General features: G+C 63.4%; 1 protein-coding gene. It reads right to left on the bottom strand.

Annotated elements, in window-relative coordinates:
• On the bottom strand, positions 1-401 hold a 401-nt coding region (locus A5789_RS20370; protein ID WP_228795715.1), incomplete at its 3' end, for a transposase.
• Positions 402-558 lie beyond the last annotated feature (157 nt).

The following is a 558-nucleotide window of genomic DNA, read 5'->3' as shown; positions in this document are numbered from 1 at the left end:
CTGATCGAGGCGTTCGACGCGATCTTCACTCCATCCAGCGCCACCACACCGAGCTCACCCATACCCCACCCGGCACACAACCTCAGCACCTGAGCGAACAAATCCTCCACCGCCTCGGCGGCCTCGGCACGGAACCGGGAAATTGTCGAATGATCCGGCACATCACCAGCACAAATCACACGAAACGCGACATCACGCGAACACAACCGCTCGATCACCCGTGAGGACCGCTGCCCCTGCGCCCACGCCCACACCAGCAGCGTCAACAACATGTCCGGGTCGTAGCCGGCCCGCCCGACCCCGCCGATCTTCCGCCCGGCCCGCAACACGCTCGTGTCCAACCGATCGACCACCGCGATCACCAGCCACACCGGATCACCCGCAGGCAACCACTCCCGCATATCCGGAGCCAGCAGAAACTGCTGATCACGATCCACCGGACGAAAACCCTTGGCCACCAACACATCCTCACCCACCAGCCCACACCTGTCAGCACAACCAACCAAATGAAAGGGCCACGGCGCTACACGCCGCCACCACCCATTTCGCAACAGCCCG

It is taken from the genome of Nocardia sp. 852002-51101_SCH5132738 (assembly GCF_001665695.1).
In the GTDB taxonomy this organism is placed as follows: domain Bacteria; phylum Actinomycetota; class Actinomycetes; order Mycobacteriales; family Mycobacteriaceae; genus Nocardia; species Nocardia nova.
Note: the sequence above shows the minus strand (reverse complement) of the source record. Positions and strands in the feature narration are given on the sequence as shown.